Origin of the sequence: Fibrobacter sp. UBA4309 (assembly GCF_002395745.1) — a bacterium.
Lineage (GTDB): Bacteria > Fibrobacterota > Fibrobacteria > Fibrobacterales > Fibrobacteraceae > Fibrobacter.
The window spans coordinates 1-22,623 of sequence record NZ_DGUN01000028.1; the positions used below are offsets into that span (position 1 = coordinate 1).

Sequence of the window (22,623 nt, forward strand, 5' to 3'; positions counted from 1 at the left end):
TTGCGAAAAACCCTTGACACTACCCGAAGATGCAACTGTTACCAAAGAAAGCGTAATCTATGTCTGTGCGTACAAGGATGAATCATCCATGTATCAGTGGATTAAACAGGAACTTGAGCAAGAGTAATTGATTCGTACTATAACATGAAAACATCCCCGCAAATGCGGGGATGTTTTTATTATAAGAGAAAAGTTCGGACGAACCGAGCAAAAGATTAAATCGCGAACTTGGTAGCGTCGGCAAGCTGCACGCTCGCGATGCGGGAAATACCCTTGATTTCCTGCGTCACGCCGTAGAGCATATCGGCTTCGGCCATGGTACGCTTGTTATGCGTCACCACGATGAACAAGGTCTGCTTACTGAATTCGCGGAGGAGCGCCATGAAGCGGCCCACGTTAGCGTCATCAAGCGGACCATCAACTTCGTCCAGCACGCAGTACGGCGAAGGCTTTTCCATGTAAATGGCGAACAGCAGTGCCGTTGCGGTCAGGGCGTGTTCACCACCGGAAAGTGCCTTGATGCCGCGCATCTTCTTGCCGGTCGGGCGCACGTTGATTTCGATGTCAGCATCCAAAATGTCCATGGGCTTGCCATTCTCGTCAAGTTTCTCGACAAGGTTCATCTTGGTTTCGCCATTCAGGAACAGCTTGCTGAACACGAACTGGAAGTTCTTCTGGATGCGTTCGAACGTCTCGAGATAACGGCTGCGGGCGATATCGTCAAGCTTGTTGATGGTGCGGTCGAGCGAAGCACGGGCGCGGTCCAAATCGTTGAACTGGATTTCGACTTCTTCCAGGCGCTTTTTCTCGTCTTCGTAGTCTTCCATCACGTTCACGTTGATGGGGCCGAGTTCCTTGATCTTGCCGCGCAAATCGCGGATTTCGCGGTCGGCCTCGGGCTGGCTGTATTCGACGCGTTCAAAACCTTCCGGATTGGAGAGGTCGATAGAATAATCGTTGGTGATGCGCTCGTTCAGGCGTTCAAGATTGGACTGGAGGGCATCCTGACGGCGGCCCACCTCGTTCAATTCCTTCATCTTGTCGATCATCTCGTCGCGAATGCGGTCCATGTCGTCTCGCCAGGAATTCAAATCCCCGCTCACTACTTCGTAGCGTTCACGGGCGATATCGCGGCGGCCTTCGAGTTCGCGGAGGGCGTTGTCCTGCGTCTGCGCCTTTTCGGCCAGTTCGTTCACGTCTTCTTCGGACTTGGACATGGCCTCGATATTCTTCTCGATTTCTTCTTGGCGGGAACGGGCGGTATTCTCCAGGAATTCCACCTGGTCGGCAATATTTCTCAGGCGTTCGTTGTTCTGCGCAATCTTCGCGGTCTTGTTCTGCGCAGCGCGTTCCATCTCGCGGACTTCTTCGTCTTTCTCGCGGTACATGGTTTCCTGTTCCGCAAGTTCGTCGTTCACGCGAGAGTATGTATCCTCAGCTTTTTCGGCGGCAATGGTCGCCTCGCTGAGTTCGGCATCGCTGTTCTTGGTCTCGACGGCAGCATCGATACGGGCCTGGGCATCGGAAATCTCGGCCTGCAGCTGCTGCAGGCGGCGTTCCACGCCCTCGGCTATATTTTTCTGAATCTGGATTCCCGCATTGCCGCCACGGACACTTTCGTTCTTTTCACGGATGTCGTCGACGAGGGATTCCAACGCACGGGAATCTTCGTCGACCAGGTCCTGCAACCTTGAGATTTCGGCATTGAAATGGTCCATGTCGGCCATGACACCGTCCAAAAGCTTTGTCGCTTCGGCAATCTCGTTCTTGCGGCTCAGGGAGCCGCTTCCGGCCGTACCGCAACTGACAAGCCCGCTCGTGCGGACGATCGCGTTGGGAGCCACAAAGCAAAGGTCTTCGCCGCGGAACTCGCGGGCCAGTGCCAAGGCATTCTGCACGGAATCAACAACAAAGTAACGGCTGAGCAGGGATTCGATAAAGCCGGCCACTTCGGCATCGGCTGTCACGAACTGGCTTAGGCATCCGCCGACTCCAGGACGGTCTTGCAATCCGGTAAACTTTTCCGCAGACGCATCCGTCAAGGCCATAAGGGCGCGTCCGACATTCTGGCTTTCAAGGGCAGAAACAATCTCCGAGGCGGCGCCGTCATTCAAGACCACGACAGCATCCAGGATGTCCCCAATGGCGGCCTCGACGCGCGAAGCGTATTCCGGCGAAGCCTCCAGGTGTTCCGAAAGCAACCCGGAAATCAGGTTGGAACGGTTTTCCTTAAGCCAGCGGCTGGCATCGGAACCTTCGTTCGTCACGCTCTGCAACACATCGATACGGCTCTGCAGGCGCGCTTTCTCGTTCGCCAGTTCCTGTATCTTCTGCGTCGCTTCGCTCAGTTCGCCACGTTCTCTCTCGAGGCGTTCTTCGCGGGAGGTTTTCTGTTCTTCCAAAACTTCTATTTCGCGGGTAGCTTCGTCAATCCCGTTCTGGATATCCGCGATAGCGGATTCCGCTTCGGATTTCTGGCCGAGCAAGGTCTGCATCTCGCCAGTCCACTTTTCAAGATTGCCGCGCAGCATGTCGGATTCCGCATCCATGCGTTCGAAACGGCCCTTCAGGGAATTAAGCCTGTTCGCCGCCTGCAAGCGTTCGTTGGAAAGATCCCTAGACTGGGTTCGCAGGTCGTCAAGGCGGTCGCGCATCACCTGGAGAGTCTCGCGTTCACGTTCCAGGAGCATGTTCATCTCGTCGACATCGTTGTCGCCGCTCAAAACGGCATTTTCCTCTTCGAGCCTAGATTTTTCGTTTTCGAGTTCGCCGATCTTGCCGCGGCCAATCTCGATTTCGCTGCGGGCCTTCTCGTTCACGCCCTCCAACGCCGAGATGGAGTCGCGCAAACGCATAATGTTGTTGTTCACGTCGTTCAGGGCGATTGTCGCCTGCTGCACTTCGCGTTCCAAATCGCGGAAGGCGTTTTCGTCTTCGCTGATGGCGAGTTTCTTCTCGTCAATCTTGGTCTGGAGTTCCGTACACTGGGTCTTCGCCGATTCCACCTCGTGGTTCATACGGCGGCTAGTCGTATCCAGCGTAGCCAGGCTCTCCTTGTAGTCTTCGTACTTGTCCAGGCTCACCGAAAGGTCCAGCTCGCGCAGGCGCGTGCTGAGCTTCTTGTACTCGTTCACCTTTTCGGCCTGGGTTTCGTACATGCGTACAGAACGGCGTACGCTTCTCAAGTTGTCTTCAACGCGTTCCATGTCCATCTGGACGCGTTCCAGCTGGCGCACGGCCTCTTTCCTCTGCTGACGGTACTTGCTCACGCCGGCAGCTTCTTCAAACAGAATGCGGCGGTCATCGGCCTTGTCACTGAGCACGGCCTTGATCATGTCGGCATTCATCTGGGAATACGTGCTGGAACCGAGGCCCGAGTCAAAAAGCAGGGCATGGACGTCGCGCAGGCGGCATTCCTGGTTGTTGATGAGGTATTCGCCCGAACCGTCGCGGTGCACGCGGCGGGTAACAATCACTTCGGAATATTCGGAGCCGAGCGTTCCATCGCTGTTATCGATGACAATGGATACTTCGGCAAGGCTCATGGCGGCACGTTCTTCGGTACCGCTAAAAATCACATCCTGCATCTTGCCCATACGGAGGGCAGCGGCCCTCTGTTCACCAAGAACCCAACGGATAGCGTCCGTGATGTTGGACTTGCCGCAGCCGTTCGGTCCAACGACAGCGGTAAGGCCCTTCGTGGGGAAATTGATTTCTGTCCTCTGGGCAAAGGACTTAAATCCAAATATCTTTAGCTTGGTTATCTGCACTGTAACTTAAAGATAGTATAAAAAACAACAGTTTCGTTCTATTTGAACTTGTATTCCAAGGATTCGGCATTGCCCCGGATAACGAGATAAAGGCTCCCGCCATCCAGTTCAAACGTCTGCAAATCTTCAAGCACTTCGCCCGAAGCATCGGTCGAATTCGTGTACTTGATACGCAGATGGAATTCGCCGACCCAGTCGCCTTCTTCTACACGGCTACGCTCACCCGGAAGAAGCGTTTCGTCAATCCAGGACTTGCTCGTGGAACCATCCAGGCTCACCACCTCGACAGCGACAATGGAACAATCCTTCGTGGCGTTTTCCACCTGCAGGCGGGATTCCGCCTCGACGAACCAGTGGGTAAGGCAGCCCGAAAGGCAAAGAGCGGAACAGGAAAGCAAGAGAATGCCGAGCATTCTGGAGGCATGACGTTTCAAGAAAATCATTTTTCACCTCCCGCGCTCTGGCTCTTTTCGTAACGGACCCCGGTCGCTTCCAGCGTCTTGGTCGCCGAACCGGTCGACTGATCCAGACGGAACTGGTTGTTGTCCTTCTTGATGTCCTTGTTTTTCTTTTCGAGTTTCATCGTTTCCATCGGGGCGGAACGCGGAGCTCCGCGGCCGAACAGGAATCCGTCTATTGTCGCCAGGCTAAACTTGAATTCGGCAATGAAGGTTCCCTTGGCATGGTAAAGGTGTTCGTATTCGTACGAAGAATTATAGGCAATGCGCAGGAACAGCAGGTCAACAGCACCGCCCCAGAGCAGGTCGGCGGCGCCGCTACGCACATTGCGGCGCAGGCACGTCGCCTCGAAACCGATCATGCGGGAAGCATCCGGATAGAACTTCAAGGCAGCGGAATGGAATTCCCTACTCGGGAAATCGAACGAAACTTCGCCGTACAGGCGCTGAGCAAGCAGGTTCTGTTCCCAGGAAACCCTGACGGAATCGTCACCATCTTCGCCGCCGTTGTACAGGGCCACTTCGAAATTCGGCAAATAGGTCAGCGGGCCGCTTTTCCTGCCGCCGTAGACTTCGCGCGATTCGAGATCCATCGAAATTCGGAGACTGCGCCAGTCGGTACGGTGGAAGCTCCCCTGGACGCTCGTATGGCCCCAGCGCAAGTGAGCCCAGCTGTAGAGGAGCGAATCGTTTTCATCGGGGTAGATTTCGCCGACATGTTCCACGTTCTGGTGCTGCATACCGGCCGCCAGCGTGAGGTCCATTGCCGACTGCGTATAAGAAAAACCCCATGTCATCACGGAGCGCACAGCCGAGAAACTGCTGTAGTGCGGGAACAAGAAAAAGTCTTCCCCATCCCAGCCGGAACGTTCTATCCAGGCCAGGAAACCGACATGGTTGTTCTTGGTTACTTCACCGGCACCAAAGCCGGCTGCATGGTGGCGGAAGGCAAAGCCGTCATGTTCACCATACTCGCTTTTCAGCGGAGTCTGCGTCACCAGGGGCATGTAGTTGAATCCGATATCCAGGTAGCCGCCTCGCCCGCCACGGAGAACGTCGCGAATTTCACGCAACTGGTTATCGCGCATGGTCGCACCGCCCGTCGCCAGCGCGTCTACCGATACGGCATCGGCAAGTGCCGGCACCGCCAACAGCAGCGAACAGCCCAAAGTCTTTAGGAAATAGCGAAGTTTCATATCGATAAATATACTAGAATACAACCAAGTCGTTCTTGTGGATCAGTTCGTCCGGGACATCCTTGCCCAGAATCTCGTGCACCTGCGCCGTCTTCTTGTGCAGCACGAGCTTGAGCGTCTCGCTGTCGAAGCCGGCCACGCCGCGTGCGACCGCATCGCCAGAGGGGCTCAGGACCTCGATGAGGTCGCCCTTGTCGAAATGCTTCTTCACGGCACACACGCCCACGGGGAGCAGGCTCGAGTGCTTTTCACGAAGAGCCTTCACGCCGCCCTCGTCCACCACCACGGCCCCGCGCGGAGTCGTAATGAAGCTGAGCCAGCGCTGGCGGCTGTTGAGCTTTTTCTTGGAACCCGCAAAGAGCGTGCCCTTCGCGTTTTCGAAAAATACCTGATGGGGCAAGACCTTCATACCGTTTGCAAGGAAGGCGTTCGCCCCGCTCTTGGTCACGTTGCGGATGGCTTCGAGCTTGCTGCGCATGCCACCGGTACTCACCGCGGAGCCTGCCTCGCCGGGCTTACCTGCAAGCGCCAAGACAGCAGGCGTAATCTCAGGCACAAAGCGCAACAGACGGGCGTTCGGGTTCTTCTTCGGGTTGTCGTCGAAGAGGCCGTCTTCGTCCGTGAAAATTAAAAGCAGGTCGGCATCGAGGAACAATGCCACGTCGCTCGAAAGCTTGTCGTTGTCGCCCACCTTGATTTCGGCGACGGCGAGCGAGTCGTTCTCGTTGATAATCGGAACAATCTTACGGGCAAGCATCGCCTTGATGGTGTTCTGCAAGTTCTTGTAGCGGGTGCGGTCGCGGAAGTCGTCGGCCGACAGAAGGATCTGCCCCACCGAGAGGTCGACCCAGCGGAACATCTCGCGGTAGGCGTACATGAGGTCGATCTGGCCCACGGCGGCGCAGGCCTGCTTTTCGGCAAGCACCGTCGGCTTTTCCTTGTAACCCAGCTGGCTCATGCCGGTGCCCACGGCACCGCTCGTGACAATCACGACTTCCTTGCCCGCTTCCATGAGGCGTGCGACGGAATCTGCAAGTTTCTGGATATAGCGGGTACGGACACCGCCCTTCTCGGAATCGACCAATATGCGCGAGCCGATTTTCACAACGATACGGCGGGACTCATCTAAAATATTCTTACGAAGTTCACTCATACAACTAAAAAATAGAATGTATCAGCGCGACAAAAAAAGTTGACGAAGAAAAACTAGCGGAAAACAGTCGTTTGTCCATTTTCAAACCGGACGAGTACCGGTTTACCCTGCGCCTTGAAACTTCCCTGCCAAGTACCGTCGTAGAGATACACTCCGTTCAAGTCAAATACGCGATACCGCATTCCCTGCATGACGGACTGCGCCATGAAAGTCGCCGAATCAAAAATCCGCAAAGACTTCTCGGAAGTATCCGCAAGAATCTTTTTTTGAGGGAGGCGGGCAGCATCCTCATCGGAAAGTCCGCTACTCAAACCGCCGCCATACGCTCCCCAATTAGGACACTGCGAAGGATCTGTATCACATACTTTTTTATGGGAAATATGACAATTATTCATTTGCAGCGTATCCGGCAGAACGCGATCCAATAAGCGCTGAGCACTGTCCTTCGTCATAACGATAATTCCCCATTCGACCCATTTTATGAACTCATAGCGCAATATTTCCGTCAAGGAACGCGTATTCGGAGCCGCTTGCAAGGCATAGACAGAAGCTTGTGCAATACGAGGCATAAAGAACACTGCGACAGCAGTATCCAATGTCGAGTAATAGGCTAAACCATCTTCCAGCGAGCAGTTGATATAGGACGTATCGACATTGCACGTTTTTGTCGTATCAATCTCCAAATATCCTTTCTCAAAACTAATGCCGGCATCAATAGTAAAAATATTAGACCATGCCGAAGCAGTGAGAAGCAGAATGCATAATGATATCAATTTCATACAGCCTCCCCAAACCAAACCCACACCATTTAGCCCGGCCAAAACCAGCCAGACAAAAACACACGACATTAATTTATATTCGCCGTTTACAAAATGCAAGCTCCCTAGGCCGCATTTTCATCAAAATCAGCTTTTTCGTCGTTTATCTGCAAACAAGCAAGCGAATTGCATCCAGGCGGAGCTGCGGATTCGCGACAACCTTACGGCGGTCACCCACGTTCTTGCGCATCTGCTGCAGCACCGTATTACCGGCAGCCTTGCCGCGCATCGTGAGCAAGTGGTTCATGCGCTGGTATTCCTGTTCCGAACGGGCTTCCACAAGGTCGGCCGCCTTCTCGGCATATTCCTTCGCCGAAGCGGCAACAGCCTGGCGAGCCTTGGCAAGACCTTCCTTGGCAAAGAACTTGATCGTCGCATCTACAGCCTTGTTGCCCTGCGGCACGTTCACGTCGCGGAGTTCTACCCCGGCGAGGTCCGCAAGATGTTCGCTCTGGTCGCTACCGGTAGCATCGACAAGGGCGGATACATAGCGGGGGCCAACCAAATCACTCATGCCCCATTCTTCGGGGACAGGGAGCTCTACGGCAAAGTTGTACTGCATCATCAATCCGCGCAATCCGGAGTTCGGCCAGATACAGCAGGCCACAACGCCGTGGTTGGCACCGGTCTCGTAGTCGATCGTCCCCTGCGCCAGCGGGTGTTCCAGGCTCAGGAAATCCACCTCGTCGTGCACCATGGCCACATCGCGGTCAAAGGTTGCCGTGAGGCAAATGTTGTCGGAGCCCTGCTCCTCGTCTTCGCTCTGCGCAGCGACAAAGCCGCGGCTCGGCATGCCGGCGATAGTGCCGTCCTCGATTTGCGGACCCTGCGTAATCACGGAGCAGCCGTCGATAGCGCTCTTGTCGATATCGAGACCGCGGTTGTGGAGAGACTCGAGCATCAGTTCGCGTAAATCCGACTGTGCATCGATACGCAGAATCTCGTCGGTGATTTCCTTCGCCTTCTCGGGATTTCGGGAATTGTATTCCAGGAGGCGGTCACGTCCTTTCTCGATATTCTTGCGGATGGCTTCGCAATCCTTGCGCACCTGCGGTATAATGTCTTTCACAAAGGACTGCAACGCATGGCGCGGATCGGCAAGGGCCTCGATAAGGCTGTCCGTGTACTTGAGGAACAGTTCGCCGCCGCTCATGAGCGGTGCACCAAAAGCGTTAAGGCCTTCGTTATACCAGCGGAACATCACTTCTTGGCCGGAACCCTTCACGTAAGGCACGTGGACGATGATATCCTTTGTCTGTCCAATGCGGTCAAGACGGCCAATACGCTGTTCCACAAGGGCTGCATCCAACGGCAAGTCAAAGAGGACCAGGTGATGCGAGAACTGGAAATTGCGGCCTTCCGAACCGATTTCGGAGGCAATCAGCAAATTCGCACCGTTGGGCTTGCTGAAATTCGCGGCAGCCTTGTCGCGCGCCATGATAGTCATGTTCTCGTGGAACATGGAGAACGCGCCTTCGCCGAGGTAATCCGTCAGGAGGGCTTCCAAAGCAAGCACCACCGTTATCGATTCGCAAATCAAGAGAATCTTGTCATTGCGGTGTTCCTTCAAGAATCCCTTGAGCCACACGAAACGTTCATCCAGGGCCCAGGCATCGGAGAACCGCGTACAGAGAAGGCCGTTTTCCTGGATATCCGTCGACGCTTCCAGGTCACGCTCCGCGGCAACTTCGACCATGTCGCGGTAAGTCGGATCCGGTTCCAGCGGGATTTCGTCGAGCACGCGTTTCGGGAATCCGCCCACACCCTTGCGGGTATTGCGGAACACCACCGAGCCAGTGCCCATGGCATCCACGATGCGGCGCATCCATTCACCGGCCGTCATGGACTTGGAATTTTCCTGTTCCAGCCACGGACGGATCCTGGAATTCTTGGGAACGCATTCGTACAGGTCATCCCAGCTCATCTGATGGTTCGGGTCCGTCGGGAGCTTGGAGAGGTCGTTCACCAGCTTACGGTATGTTTCCTGGTCCTTGATAAAGGCGTTGTAATCGGCAAAGCGTGCCGGATCCAGCATCTTGAGTCGATTGAACTGGCTTTCGGGGTGCAACTGCAGCGGCGTACCCGTCAACAGCAACACGCCCTTGGACTTGGCCAGGACCGCGTTCGCGAGCATGTACTCGTGGCTCGTGAAACCGTCTTCGCAAACCAGGTGGTGAGCCTCGTCGATAATAGTCATGTCCCAGGAGCACTTCAGCAAATCTTCGATAAGCGCCGGCTGCCCCATCAGGAATTCGATAGAGACGATAATGTCGTTGCTCTGCATGAAGGGATTCGGCTTGGTCTCGTCCTTGGCGACTCCCACGAACAATCCGCGCACATAGCCTTCATCCACCAGCGTAAAGAGGTGGTTGAATCGGCGCTTCATCTCGATCATCCACTGGTGCTTCAGCGTCTCGGGAACGATGATGAGCGTCCTGTCGATGCGGCCGCGGGCCTTCAGGGCGTGCCAGATCATGCCGGCCTCGATAGTCTTGCCCAGACCGACTTCGTCGCTAAGCATCAGGCGCGGCAAGTTGGACGTGGAGCATGCCCGGTAGCACAGGTAATACTGGTGCGGAATCATGCTCACGCGCGGGCCTATCATGCCGCGTACCGGCGAAGAAAGCCACTTGCACAAAAGCTCCATGGCCTTGCGGCGGCGGTCAAACGCCTTTGCCGACACATCCTTGTTCGGCTCCTTGGAACTGTCCGCGCCAATCTTGTTCAGTTCGCGGAAAAGGTCGGAGGGCCGGGCCATCTGCTTGGACGTCAAGTCCGATTCCTTCATCTCGCGACCGCCTCGGCCAACGTATATCACGAGGTCGGCCGCTTCGCGCAGCGATTCGATGACAAACGAGACTCCCTTTTCGCTCTTAGCCGTTTCACCCGTCTGCAGGATAAATCTGTCTACGGGAGCGTTATCCGTGCGGTACAGCCGCACCTGCCCCACCAGGGGAAACAAAAACTTGACAGTACGCCCTTGAACTTCAGATACGATTCCAAGACCCAAATCGGGCTCGGACTGGCTAACGTAACGTTGGCCCGGCTTAAAAATTCTCATATCATGTAAATTTAGTTTTTTTTCAAAAAAACGGCAAAGCCGGGCACCGCATTTTGCTAGATTTAGCCCGGTATGAATTGGTTTTTTATTGACGAGAGTATCACCGACGGAGAACGCAGACAAGGTCCATACTCCATCGACGATATCCGCGATTTTGTAAAACAGGGAAAGATTACAGAAAGCACCCTGGTTTGGCGAAGCGGCGAAGAAAGCTGGAAACCGTGGAATTCATACGAAGAATCCAGGGAAAAAGAGACCGCGTACCTGGAAGCATCCAGGGATGAACTTATCAGGACAACTATCGAGCAGCTCCTCCGGGAGCAGGCATCCACCCGCCATTACGCGGGATTTATCATCCGCGCTCTCGCCTACACTATCGACAACTGCATTCTCGGCCTTTTCGGCGGGATACTCCTTTTCGTCATAAGCCTCATGGGAGGCGTAGACATCGAGCTCATCCAGCAGGCGGCCGAAAACTACATTTCTTCGCCTACGTCCATGGATGCACTCGACAAATTCGTGAGCACCCCGGGAATGGGACTTTTCCTGACCGTCTGGAGTTTTTTCCAGGCTGTCTACTTTATCGTATTCCAGGCAATCTATTCTGCCACGCCCGGAAAAAAGCTTTGCCACATCCACATAGAAACCGCAGAAGGGATGAGGCTCGGCTGGCTCAATTCATGCGCCCGCTACCTTTGCAGCGTCCTCACGCAGTTCACACTTGTCTTTTACGGTCTTGGCTACCTTATCGTGTGCATCGACCCCAAACGCCGCACCTTGCACGATTGGATAGTGAGGACATTTGTCGTTTTTGACACCCGCGTCAAGGCGAACGAAAGTTCCAAGCCGGAACAGGAGAATTAGTCTATATGTACCGTTTCGAGATTCACCAGGTCAAGAAGCCCCTCGAAGGAGAGGTAAAAATTTCGGGAGCAAAGAACGCCGTGCTCGCCGTGATGGCGGCAGCGCTGCTCGCCGACGGAGTCTCCGAAATCACGAACGTGCCACATCTTAAAGACATGAAGACGATGAGCGACGTATTGCGCGTCATCGGGTGCCGCATCAGCGGTGACGCCCACCAGCTCAAAATTGACACGCACGGGGCCGACCACCTGGAAGCTCCCTACGAACTCGTGAAGACCATGCGCGCAAGCTTCTACGTGCTGGGTCCCCTCGTGGCGCGCTTCGGTCGCTGCCGCGTTTCGCTTCCAGGCGGTTGCGCGTGGGGACCGCGCCCCGTCGACCTGCACCTGAAAGGCCTCGAGGCTCTCGGTGCAAAAATCAACCTTACCCGAGGCTATGTCGAAGCCACTTGCGACGGGCGGCTCCCCGGGGGAACGTTCCATTTTCCCATTTCGAGCGTCGGCGCGACAGTGAACGTCCTCATGGCGGCAACGCTTGCCAAGGGCACGAGCGTCTTGCAGAACGCGGCGCTCGAGCCCGAAATTGACAACCTCGTCGACTACCTTATCGGCATGGGCGCCAAAATCCAGGGCCGCGGCACACGCACCTTGACGGTGCAGGGCGTCGAAAGCCTCCGCCCCGGTAAGGGCCTCACCATTCCCGACCGCATCGAGGCCGGCACTTACCTGTGTGCCGCCGCCATCACGCGCGGCCGCGTAAAGGTCACGAACATCATCCCCGAACACATCGCCTCCACGCTGGATGCATTCCGCGAAATGAACTGCAAGGTTTCCGTCGGTCCGGACTGGGCCGAAGTCGACGCCCGAGGCCAGGAACTCAAGCCCATCACTATCCAGACGCTCCCCTTCCCCGGATTCCCGACAGACATGCAGGCACCGCTCATGGCAACGCTCGTTTCTGTCCCGGGCAACAGTGTCATCCAGGATACCGTCTATAACGACCGCTTCAAGCACGTGGCCGAACTGCAGCGTCTCGGCGCCGACATCCAGGTGAACGGCAACACGGCCACCATCAAGGGCGGCACCAAGCTCGAAGGCACCGAAATCATGGGCTCCGATCTCCGCGCCACTGCAGGACTCGTATTGGCCGCTTTCATCGCCGACGGTGAAAGCACCGTGAGCCGCGTATACCATCTGGACCGCGGTTACGAAGACTTCGAAAACAAGATGGAAAAGATTGGCGCGACCGTCATCCGCCATAGCGACGACGAAGACTACGACAACTTCTAACGTCACCACATCTTTCTTTCGGCAAAAGCCTGTAAAAAAATCCCGGCGGAAGGACCGTCGGGATTTTTCAACAACCAGGGTGTCTTACGGAGCGGGATTCTCCGCAGGGGCCTCAGCAGGTTTCACTTCGGCCTGCGGACCGCTTTCGAGCAGTTCCTGCAATATCTCGGCAGCCTGTTCGAATTCTCCCGAAGTCGAACATTTCTTGCTGTTCAAGATTTTCTGCAGGTACTGTTTCTGCATATCGACATTACCCTCTTCCCCGTACAGGGCGGCGAGCTTGAACATCGCAGAACAAGTCTTCTGTCCGTCCGGGAAGGCTTCGGCCAAACTGGAGAATACCTTCTTGGCTTTTTCCACCTGGTTCGCGTCTATCAGGCAGAGAGCCATCCAGTACAGCGAATTTTCAGCCAGCTCTCCGGTTTTCATCTGCTCGTACACCTGCTTGAATCCGGTGTAGGCCAGCTTGTATTCGCCGCGATGGTAATCGGAACGAGCCGTATTGAACATCGCTTCGGCTTCGACAAGCTTTTCGGCTTCGCGTTCCAGGCTGTCCATGGACATGGGAGCCTGCGGAGCACCGCTGACCACGACCTTCTTCGCGAGGATCTTGTCAGACTTTCCGAGCAGCATGTCAAGCCGGTAGATGATTTCTTCCTGGCGGGAATCGTTCCTTTCGGATTCGTCTCCCATGCGGCGGGAAAGCATCGTGATTTCGGCCATCATGCGTTTCTGCATGGCCATCTGCGACTTGATGGAATCCAGCTCGGCGCGCAGGGAGTCGTTCTGCGCACTAAGGTACTGGACGCTTGAATCCAGATTGCTGAGCACCGCCACTTGCACGTCGGTACCCACGGCTTTCATCTCCTGCGTACGGAGCATCGTGACCTGCGAGCAACCCGTAACGGCAAGCGCTATCGCAATCAATCCTAGAGCCAAAGATTTCATATTCATTTCAGTTTGAAAGTGGTTTCTTGTTGACAGGAATTAGAGTGGCATTGCCACTGGTTAATTAGGATTTATGAATTAGGAATTAAGAATTATAAATACCGCGGCTTCGCCGCCTGATTAAATAATTCCGAACTCCGAATTCCTAATTCCAAATTGTCCAAGCTCCAATTACTGCTTGATGTTCACGCGGAAGTTCGCACGGCGGTTCTGGGAATAGGCTTCCTCATTTTCGCCCTGGGCCTTCGGAGCTTCCTTACCGTAGCTGACGGATTCCATGCGTTCGTTTTCGATACCGTATGCAGCAAGGAATTCCTTAACCTTCATGGCGCGCTTTGCACCCAGCGTGAAGTTGTAGTCTTCGGTACCGCGGGCATCGGTATGGCCTTCGATGGTCAGCGTGAAGCGCTTTTCCTTGATAAGGAGTTCACCCACCTGGGCCAGGAGTTCCTTGGCCTTTTCCGTGAGTTCAAAGCGGTCAAAGTCAAAGTACACATCTTCGCTCATGATCTGGTTGATGAGCGCTTCCAAGCGGGCACGCTCGGCTTCCAGGCGTTCCGCTTCGAGGCGGGCCTGTTCGGCAGCGAGGGAGTCGGCGTTCAGGGCCGGCTGTTCCGGAGCGGCGGCCTCGGCAGCAGGAGCCGGTTCCGTAGTCGGTTCCGTCTTGGGAGGTTCTTTTTTGGCACAGCCAACAATGGCGAGACAAGCTGCGCAAGTGATTATAGCGTATTTTGCGATGTTTTTCATTTAGCACCTTCTTTGGTTGTTTGTGAATTGTCTTCGTAGAACCACGACCACGTGGGCGACGTATTTTCGCCACCCTGTGTAATGCGTGTCACGTTCGCGCCGTCAAAGCGCATGATGTAGATTTGATAACTTCCGCTGCGATTGCTGCTGAACGCAATCAGCTTTCCATCGGGCGACCACGTGGGATGTTCGTTGTTGCCCGCATTGCTCGTGAGCTGCATGATGTCGCTGCCGTCCAAGGCGCAGGTATAGATATTCATCTTGCCGTTGTCCATCGACGTATAGACGATGCGGTCTCCGCTCGGCGACCAGCTGGCACGTTCGTTGTAGCGGCCCATGAACGTCACGCGGCGCATGTCAGAGCCGTCCTTGCCCATCACAAAAATCTGCGGTCCACCGCCACGGTCACTCGTAAACAGGACTTCGGTGGCATACGGGCTCCAGGCCGGGCTCGTCTGATTGCTCTTCAGATAGGCGAACTTACGGGCCTTGCCCGTTTCCATATTGCCCACGTACAAATCCGTCTTGCCATCCTTGGTGCTGGAGAAAAGCAGTTCTCCCGTCTTCGGGTTTACCGCCGGGCTGTACGTCTGGTCGAATTGCGTAAACAGGGGTTGCTCCGAACGGCCGAATTTTTTCGTATAGAGACGCGGGCGGTTCGTCTTGAAATTCACGTACACAAGGCCCTTATTGCCAAGAGTCCACACGGGCATCATGCTGATGCTCGAATCGCGAGTAATCTGCGTACGGTGGAAGCCGTCGTAGTCCGAAACCACGACCTGCTTCACGCCTTCAATTTTCGAGACATAGGCAAGTTTCGTGCTCGCCACGCCACGCTCTCCGCAAAGGCGCTTGGTGACCTGGTCAAAGAACGCATGCATGGCACGGCGCAAATCCTTCTGCGAGACGGTGTAGCTTTCACCCAGCATCAAGTCCTTGCTCTTGGAAACGTACAGGTAGCATTCCACGCGAAGCAGTCCGCCCGCCTTGGGTTCCACCTTACCCGTCACGTAATATTCGGCATGGTTACGGCTGAACAGCGCCAGGTTGAACTTGTCCGAAGCCACCACATCGAATCGTCCCGAGAGGTTCGCATCGCGGGTCAAGATCTGGTGCGGTTTTTCTTCATCCCACGTAATGCCCTTTTTCTCTTCGAAAGGAACCATGCCAAGCGGAATAGTCTTGAACACAGAAATTCCCACATCGACGGCAATCGTGTCAATAGCCGCGAATGCTCCTGTAGCAAGCGCACTCACAATCAAGGCCAGCAAGACAATCGTTTTTCTCATTCTCATTCCCGTAAAAACAAATCAGTTCGGAGTAAAGTTAAAGTTCAGCACCAGGCTCGGCGCTCGGTAGTTTGGCGGAAGCTCCGGCACCTTCGAAATCTGGATGGCGCGCACCGACAGGTGATCCCACGCCTTGTTGCCCGAAGACCTCTTGAGGATAACTCCCGTTATACCACCGGAGCGGTCGACAGAGAACTGCACCGTAGTCTTCGCGGAGCGGTCCACCTTCAGGTCCCTCGGCGGCTTGAAATTGCTCATGATGATTTTCTTGAGCTGTTCCAAGTAGACCTGCATCAGCGGATCCATGTACACGGAGCCTACCGGATCAAGACTGGGCGCCTCGACAGCCGTAGGCAGGTCCATATCGTCCATGGGGAAATCGTCCTGCGGTTCCGGCTCCGGCTCTGGTTCCGGTTCTGGCGGAACCTCCTCATGGACTTCTTCCGGCTTTTCCTTCGGTTCGGGCTTGATTTCGGGCGGAAGCTCCTTGTTCACCTTGGGCTTCGGCGGTTCCTTGGGCTTCGGCGGAGGCGGTTCGCTCTTCGGCGGAGGTGGCGGTGCGGGCGGCTTGGGTTGCGCCACCTGGACCATCTCGAACACCGGAATCTGTTCCGGTTCAGGCTTTAAATTCACGAAGTGAATGACGATACATACTGCGACGACAAGGAGGTGAAACACCACCGCACAGGCGATGATTTTCACGAGCGAGCCGTCCATGCTCGACGCAAAGTACTTTATGTTCTCGTCTTCCTGATTCATTTACCCGGTTTTTCTTTGGGATTCATCGTAAGGAACCCTAGTTTCGTCACACCCAACTTTTGCACCTGGGTAACCACCTTCATCACGAGACCGTAATGGACGTTTTCATCGGAATTGATCACCACGGCCATGTCGCCGTTCCAAAGGGACTTGAAAACCCTGTTGAAACTGTCGAAATCCACCTGCATGTCGGCGATATAAATTTCCTCGTCCTTGGTGATGGAAACCTTCAAAAGCTTTTCCTGCTCCATGGTCGGGGCTTCGGCCTTGGGCAGGTCCACCTTCACGCCCTGGCTCATGAGCGGTGCAGAAATGATGAACACGATCAAGATAGAGAACACGATGTCGATCATGTTCGTGAGGTTCATCTCCTGCTTTAGTTCTTTTCCGCGGCTACGCTTCACCTAGGCCTCCTAGCCGGCAACTTCTTCGAGGGCGAGCAAGTCGCCGCGCTTGAACAGGCTCAACACCTGGGAACCGAAGTTGAAGTAAGAAATTTCGTTCTGTCCGTTGCAGCTAGTAAAGTAGTTGTACCCCGCAGAAGCCGGGATGGCGACCACAAGGCCGCCCACAGTCGTAATCAAGGCCATGGCGATACCGGGAGCGACGACGCTCAGGTCGGCGGAGCCATGCTGGCCAATTTGGAAAAAGGCAATCATGATGCCCCAGACGGTACCCAAAAGACCGAAGAATGGGGCCAGGTTGGAGCAAGAAGCCAAAAAGCCGAGGTAGCGGTCTTCGGTAAGGCGCAGGCCTTCGATGGAACGCTGGATGGTATCTTCCAGGAGCGATGCACGATGCTGGATGGAGTCGTAACTCACGAAATTACTGAACTTGGAGGCTTCCTTGAGCACTTCGGCAGTCAGACGGCGGAGAGCGCTGTCGTCTCCCGTTTCACAAAGTCCCTGCAGCTGCACGAACTGCGTCACGGTGCTGAACTTGCGGAAGAACTCGGCATTGGCGCGCTTGCTCTGGCGATACGCGATGTACTTGACAATAATGATGCCCCAGGAACCCAGCGACATCACCGCCAAAATGCAAAGGACCACAATAGTGGCAATATCGGACTGCACCACCATCTGGACTATAGGAATGGAATTGTTCAAAAGAACCTCCCAAAATTTCTGTTAAACTGCTTACAACGCAATGTAGCAAAAAAATAGCGTCGAAATGGCACAGTCAACGCAAAAAAACTTGTACAAAGAGGATTTGGGCGCGACGAGCGGTTACAGGCTCTTCGGATGGAAGCTCCTGCGGTGAGCCGGGGTAAAGCCCTGTTTACGAATGGCGTCGAGATGGGCCTTGGTACCATAGCCCGCATGGACCTCGAAACCGTAGCCCGGGTAGGTTTCCGCTAGTTTGTCCATATAGCGGTCACGGAACACCTTCGCCAGGATAGAAGCCGCAGAAATGCTGGCAATGCGGCCATCGCCCTTCACCACGGGCATCTGGACTTCGGCCGGGATGCCGCGAATCTTCAAGTTGCCATCGACCGCGATGAACAGTGAGCTACGACCCGTAAGCAAGGCGTCATCCTGAGCGGAGCCGTTAGGCGAAGTCGAAGGATCCAGGCTCGCAAAGCTTCCCTTCACTTCGATGGGGATTTCGGGAGCGGATTCGGCCAGGCCTGGCATCCCAAGCGCCTGCAGCGCACGGCGCATCGCCAAGAAATCCGCCTCCAGGATGTTCATACGGTCAATTTCTTCGACGGAGGCGCTCGCGATGGCATAACAGGCACAAGCCTCCTTGACCGCATCGAACATGGCCTCCCGCTTAGGGCGCGTGAGCTTCTTGGAATCGTTCAGCGCCGGCATTATGTCCGGAGCCTTCAAGACAGCCGCACAGGCCACCACGGGGCCGGCAAGCGGACCGCGGCCGACTTCGTCGATACCGACCAGAATGACGTTTTTCTTTGTGCCTACACCCGCCAGCGAAAACAGGTCGAGAGTCTCTACCCCGCCGACAGATTCAGGGTCAGCGACAAACTTCCGCAAAAGGGTCTCCCCTTCGACCGGAGATTCGACATTATCGAGAAATGCAGGCAGCTTGAATTTCATGGTCAGTGGTTGGCGGCAAGGTTTTCCGCGTATTCCTTAATGGTTTTCCAGTACAACTCATGTTCCTGCTCGAGCACGCGTGCCGCGAGCACCTCCGGCGTATCGTCTTCCATCACGGGGACTTTCACCTGCGACAAGATCCTGCCCTTGTCGATTTCTTCGCTCACTAGGTGTACCGTAGCTCCCGATTCCTTCTCGTGAGCGGCAACGACAGCCTCGTGCACATGGATACCCCAGAACCCCTTTCCCCCGTACTTGGGCAGAAGCGACGGGTGAATGTTCAGGATTCTGTCCGACATGCGCGAAATCACGCAATTGGGCAACGCCTTCATATAGCCCGCGAGCACCAGCAGGTCCACGTCGTACCTGTTCAGCACATCCATCAAGGCCGTTTCGTACGCGGCAGTATCCGGGTGCGTTTTCCCGGAAATATGGTACACGGGAATACCGTATTCTTCGGCATGCGCGGCGGCTCCGCACCCTGCATTATTCGTAATCAGGAATTTGCATTGGGCTTCGAGATCCCCGTTTCCTATACGGTCAATAATCGCTTTAAAATTGCTTCCACCACCGGAAGCCATCACTCCAATCTTAAACATGGGCAAAAGAACACTCGCTAGGTTTCATCATTTAACACTAAAATACTTGGCTTCGGGATGCGCGATATACAAGCCGCTCACCGACGCTTGCGGGTACATGGCCCCATTTTCGGTAAGCAGAATTCCCACCCCGGCGTAGTCAATCATCTTGGCGATGGTAAATATGGTCTTCTGGTCGGGCAACGACGGGTAACCCACGGCCGGACGGATGCCTTTCCACTGGTTGTTCTGTTCCAACTGCCTGGAAAGGTATTCGGCCCCCGCTTCGGCGAGACGGTCCCCGATTGTCTGCAACAGCAATACGTCGTAGTCGCTGCCACCGAGTTCCGTCTTGAGCTTTTCAAGACGCTTGGCAAAGGCGTCGCTTACCGTACAGGCAAATGCGCCGACATAGTCCCGCATGCCGAGTTTCGATTCCGGCGCAACGTAATCGCATAGCGCGAGGCACTCCCCTTCGGGGTTGTTCTGTCGCGGCGTCGGAATCTCTATAGTCCGTTTGCAGCAAGGGCAGGCGCTTTCGTGGCCGTTCTGCCGCAGCTGAACCACGATGCTGTTTTCCGTCCCCGCGGCTGGGTAGAACGCCTGCACGGCACGCACGGCATATTCTTCCTTGCAGAGATCCTGCAACAGCTTGTCCGCATCGGCACGGAGTTTCTGTCCTTCTTCGGAATCCTCCTTCACCCGCCACGGCCAGAAGAAATACGTCCAGCTGATAAGCGGGATAAGTTTTTCAACCGGGATTGGTGAAAGCAGGAGTTCGCCGGTAAACGGCGGCACGGCGTGCCTGTAAGATTTCCAGTCGCACAGGAAACGGCGCTCGACAGGAGGAATCGCCTGAGCGGCAGCAATGGAGGCGGCTTCCTGGGCGCCTTCCTGCTTTTCGCGGATTCGCTGCTGTTCTTCACGGTTTTCGCGGATGGTCTGTTCGCTGGTTGTCGGGTCCAAAAGCTTCGCGACAAGGCCCGGATTGCTCGCGGCATCGCGCACGTGGAACACTGGACCGTCGTAGCACGGGGCAATCTTCACAGCCGTATGCGTCGGCGAAGTCGTTGCACCGCCAACGATAATCGGGATGCGCAGGCCTGCATCCTGCATGGCCTTCGCGACAGTACACATTTCTTCGAGCGAAGGCGTAATCAGTCCCGAAAGGCTCAGGATATCAGCCTTGCTGTCGATGACGGCCTTCACAATCGTATCTTCGGGAACCATCACGCCGAGATCCACCATGTCAAACCCGTTACAGGCCATGATTACCGAGACGATGTTCTTGCCGATGTCGTGTACGTCGCCCTTGACGGTCGCTATCACGATCTTGCCACGGCTCGATGCGCTGGCGTCCTTGCCGGCCTCGATGTAGGGCTGCAAGATTTCCACCGCCTTTTTCATGGTGCGGGCCGTCTTGACTACCTGCGGCAAGAACATCTTGCCTTCGCCAAATAGGCGGCCCACTTCGTTCATGCCGTCCATGAGCGGGCCAGAAATAATGCCGACAGGACTGTCACCACGGTTGATGAGTTCCATCAAGTCGGGTTCGAGAGTCGTAGAAGTGCCCTTGAGCAGCGCTAGCTGCAAGCGTTCTTCGGGAGTCTGCGGACCACTGTCCGACTGAACGCCACTGTCGCCGCCTGCGGTCGCCGTAGTGCCGACGGAGGTCGCGAATATCGCGGTCGGGTCGTATTTCGCACCCGATTCCTTCGCCGCCATCTGGGCCGCGGTCATGCGGCTCGCGATTTCGATAAGTTCCTCGCTCGCCTCGGGTGCGGTGTTGAGGACGACCTCCGTAATCGCCATGCGCAATTCCAGCGGAATGGACTTGTAGGCGACCTCGGCGGCGGGGTTCAAGATGGCCATGCCCATGCCGTTCGGGATGGCAAAATGCAGGAACGTGGAATGCATCGCCTCGCGCAGGTAGTTGTTGCCACGGAAAGCGAAGGAAAGGTTCGAAAGCCCGCCCGAAATGTGGACTCCGGGAAGATTGTCCGTAATCCAGCGGACCGCGCGGATAAAGTCCGAAGCGTAGGCGTTGTGCTCGGCCATGCCGGTCGCGACAGTCAGCACGTTCGGGTCGAAGATTATATCGGTCGGATCGAAACCCAGCCGATTCACAAGAATTTCGTAGGCACGGGCGGCAATCTTTACGCGGCGTTCGTAATCGGTCGCCTGGCCTTCTTCGTCAAAGAGCATCACGATGAGGGCGGCACCGAGCCTGCGGATGGTAAGCGCGTGTTCGACAAAAGCCTCCTCGCCCATCTTGAGGGAGATGGAGTTCACGATGCACTTGCCCTGGGCGCACTTGAGACCTGCCTCGATGACTTCGAAACGGGAACTGTCGACCATGATGGGGACACGGCTTATGGCCGGGTCCGATGCGAGCAGGTTCAGGAATTCGCGCATTTCGTGTTCGGCATCCAGCAGGCCGTCGTCCATGTTCACGTCGATGACATGGGCGCCGTCTTCCACCTGCTTGCGCGCGATTTCAAGGGCATCTTCGTAATTCTTCTCGTTAATCAGGCGCAGGAACTTGCGCGAGCCGGCGACGTTGCAGCGTTCGCCCACCTTCACGAAGAATCCTTCCGGAGAAAGCATCGGCGGGGCGACCAGCGGTTCGAGGCCGGCGAGCAACAGGTTCCCGGAAAGCTTCGCGGGCTCATGGCGCCTGTAGTCGCCGGGGAGCGCATCAAGCATCTGGCGCATGGCGGCTATGTGTTCCGGCGTAGTGCCGCAGCAACCACCGATCATGTTCACGAGGCGGTCGTCGAGGAATACGCGCATCTTGTGCACCATGTCCTCGGGAGTATCGTCATAGCCGCCGAACTGGTTCGGGAGCCCCGCGTTCGGGTGGCACGTGATGTAGCAGGGCGCGACGGCTCCCATGCGCCGCAAGTACGGGACCATCCCGTCGGCACCGAGACCGCAGTTGAGACCGATAGAAAGAGGCTTCACATGGGTCACGCTCGTGACAAAAGCCTCCACGGTCTGGCCAGAAAGCGTTCTGCCCGAAGCATCGCTCACCGTCATGGAGAACATCACCTCGACAGGCTTGAGGTCCGCGGCATTCCCTGCGGCCTTTTCCCGTGTTTCCATGACCTTCATGAACGCACTGGCGGCGGCCTTCGCGTTGAGCGTATCGAAAATCGTTTCTATCAGGATGGCGTCGACGCCTTCATCCACAAGCACCTGAATCTGTTCTTGGTAGGCGTCTTCCAGTTCGTCAAAGGTAATGCTTCGGCTGGCCGGGTCATTCACGTCTTCGCTCATCGAGAGCATCTTGCTGGTGGGGCCCACGTCGCCCAGGATATACACCTTGCGGCCATACTTCTTGAACCCTTCCTCGGCGGCCTGCTTCGCAATCTTCACGGCGGCGCGGTTCATCTCGGCGACCCGGGCTTCCTGATGATACTCGTGCTGCGAGACCCTCTGGCTAGAGAAAGTATTCGTGGTGAGGCAATCTACGCCCGCATCCACGTAGCGGCGCTGGATATCCAGAATAATCTCCGGCTTCTCGATAGAGAGCATATCATTGTTCGCCCCCTTGATGCCGTACGTCTGGATAACGGAGCCCATGCCACCATCGAGCAGCAGCATTTTACTTTCAAAAGCTTCACGAAGAGTCAT

At 55.7% G+C, this 22,623-nt stretch carries 17 protein-coding genes; 2 read left to right on the forward strand and 15 right to left on the reverse strand.

The window, feature by feature from the left end; translation table 11 throughout:
* Positions 1-215: 215 nt before the first annotated feature.
* The 6 genes from smc to rapA all read right to left on the reverse strand — a co-directional run bounded on the left by smc (position 216) and on the right by rapA (position 10,456).
* A complete protein-coding gene (gene smc, locus B3M32_RS03230) occupies positions 216-3,770 on the reverse strand; it encodes a chromosome segregation protein SMC (RefSeq protein WP_290743549.1) in 3,555 nt (1,184 codons plus the stop codon).
* A 38-nt stretch (positions 3,771-3,808) separates the two neighbouring features.
* A complete protein-coding gene (locus B3M32_RS03235) occupies positions 3,809-4,213 on the reverse strand; it encodes a hypothetical protein (protein WP_290743550.1) in 405 nt (134 codons plus the stop codon).
* Positions 4,210-5,424 (reverse strand): hypothetical protein, encoded by a 1,215-nt coding sequence (locus B3M32_RS03240; RefSeq protein WP_290743551.1) that lies wholly within the window; start codon positions 5,422-5,424, stop codon positions 4,210-4,212. Before B3M32_RS03240 ends, B3M32_RS03235 begins: the two co-directional genes overlap by 4 nt.
* 13 nt (positions 5,425-5,437) lie before the next feature.
* Positions 5,438-6,577, reverse strand: a complete 1,140-nt coding sequence (gene proB / locus B3M32_RS03245; protein WP_290743553.1) for a glutamate 5-kinase — start codon at positions 6,575-6,577, stop codon at positions 5,438-5,440.
* A gap of 53 nt (positions 6,578-6,630) precedes the next feature.
* Positions 6,631-7,356, reverse strand: coding sequence for a hypothetical protein (locus tag B3M32_RS03250; protein WP_290743554.1), 726 nt, complete (start codon positions 7,354-7,356; stop codon positions 6,631-6,633).
* A 142-nt stretch (positions 7,357-7,498) separates the two neighbouring features.
* On the reverse strand, positions 7,499-10,456 hold the full coding sequence (gene rapA / locus B3M32_RS03255) for an RNA polymerase-associated protein RapA (RefSeq protein WP_290743555.1): 2,958 nt from the start codon (positions 10,454-10,456) through the stop codon (positions 7,499-7,501).
* A gap of 72 nt (positions 10,457-10,528) precedes the next feature.
* Between rapA and B3M32_RS03260 the strand changes: the two genes are divergently transcribed.
* Entirely contained in the window at positions 10,529-11,320 is a 792-nt protein-coding gene (locus B3M32_RS03260) for an RDD family protein (protein WP_290743556.1), read from the forward strand.
* Positions 11,321-11,325: 5 nt separating this feature from the next.
* Positions 11,326-12,609 (forward strand): UDP-N-acetylglucosamine 1-carboxyvinyltransferase, encoded by a 1,284-nt coding sequence (gene murA, locus B3M32_RS03265; RefSeq protein WP_290743557.1) that lies wholly within the window; start codon positions 11,326-11,328, stop codon positions 12,607-12,609.
* Between the two features lie 84 nt (positions 12,610-12,693).
* Here the strand turns inward: murA and B3M32_RS03270 are convergent, their stop codons facing one another.
* From B3M32_RS03270 to metH, 9 genes are all read right to left on the reverse strand, one after another.
* Complete coding sequence (locus tag B3M32_RS03270; protein WP_290743559.1) at positions 12,694-13,563, reverse strand: tetratricopeptide repeat protein; 870 nt, start codon at positions 13,561-13,563, stop codon at positions 12,694-12,696.
* A gap of 165 nt (positions 13,564-13,728) precedes the next feature.
* Complete coding sequence (locus tag B3M32_RS03275) at positions 13,729-14,304, reverse strand: OmpA family protein (protein WP_290743560.1); 576 nt, start codon at positions 14,302-14,304, stop codon at positions 13,729-13,731.
* Positions 14,301-15,599: a translocation protein TolB gene (locus B3M32_RS03280; protein ID WP_290743561.1), complete on the reverse strand. Its 1,299-nt coding sequence runs from the start codon at positions 15,597-15,599 to the stop codon at positions 14,301-14,303. Before B3M32_RS03280 ends, B3M32_RS03275 begins: the two co-directional genes overlap by 4 nt.
* Positions 15,600-15,614: 15 nt before the next feature.
* Positions 15,615-16,352, reverse strand: a complete 738-nt coding sequence (locus tag B3M32_RS03285) for an energy transducer TonB (protein WP_290743562.1) — start codon at positions 16,350-16,352, stop codon at positions 15,615-15,617.
* Positions 16,349-16,756, reverse strand: a complete 408-nt coding sequence (locus B3M32_RS03290) for an ExbD/TolR family protein (RefSeq protein WP_290743563.1) — start codon at positions 16,754-16,756, stop codon at positions 16,349-16,351. Before B3M32_RS03290 ends, B3M32_RS03285 begins: the two co-directional genes overlap by 4 nt.
* Before the next feature lie 9 nt (positions 16,757-16,765).
* On the reverse strand, positions 16,766-17,458 hold the full coding sequence (locus B3M32_RS03295) for a MotA/TolQ/ExbB proton channel family protein (RefSeq protein ID WP_290743565.1): 693 nt from the start codon (positions 17,456-17,458) through the stop codon (positions 16,766-16,768).
* A gap of 120 nt (positions 17,459-17,578) precedes the next feature.
* The gene (locus B3M32_RS03300) at positions 17,579-18,409 is read right to left on the reverse strand and encodes a ribonuclease HII (protein WP_290743566.1); all 831 of its coding nucleotides are present in this window, start codon (positions 18,407-18,409) and stop codon (positions 17,579-17,581) included.
* Positions 18,410-18,411: 2 nt separating this feature from the next.
* Positions 18,412-19,008: a phosphoribosylglycinamide formyltransferase gene (gene purN, locus B3M32_RS03305; RefSeq protein WP_290743567.1), complete on the reverse strand. Its 597-nt coding sequence runs from the start codon at positions 19,006-19,008 to the stop codon at positions 18,412-18,414.
* 27 nt (positions 19,009-19,035) lie between these two features.
* Positions 19,036-22,623, reverse strand: a complete 3,588-nt coding sequence (gene metH, locus B3M32_RS03310) for a methionine synthase (RefSeq protein WP_290743568.1) — start codon at positions 22,621-22,623, stop codon at positions 19,036-19,038.